The 255-nt window shown below is 55.7% G+C and carries 1 rRNA gene; it reads right to left on the reverse strand.

Annotation, left to right across the window (positions count from 1 at the left end):
• Positions 1-255, reverse strand: a 16S ribosomal RNA gene (locus EVJ33_RS15370); the annotation flags it as partial.

Below are 255 nucleotides of genomic sequence, written 5' to 3' on the forward strand. Positions count from 1 at the left end.
GCTGCCCTTTGTACCGTCCATTGTAGCACGTGTGTAGCCCAACTCATAAGGGGCATGATGATTTGACGTCATCCCCACCTTCCTCCGGTTTGTCACCGGCAGTCTCCTTAGAGTGCCCAACTGAATGGTGGCAACTAAGGACAAGGGTTGCGCTCGTTGCGGGACTTAACCCAACATCTCACGACACGAGCTGACGACAACCATGCACCACCTGTCACCCCTGCCCCCGAAGGGGAAAGTACATCTCTGTACCGG

The organism is Exiguobacterium sp. SL-10, assembly GCF_004337025.1.
Classification (GTDB): Bacteria; Bacillota; Bacilli; order Exiguobacteriales; family Exiguobacteriaceae; genus Exiguobacterium.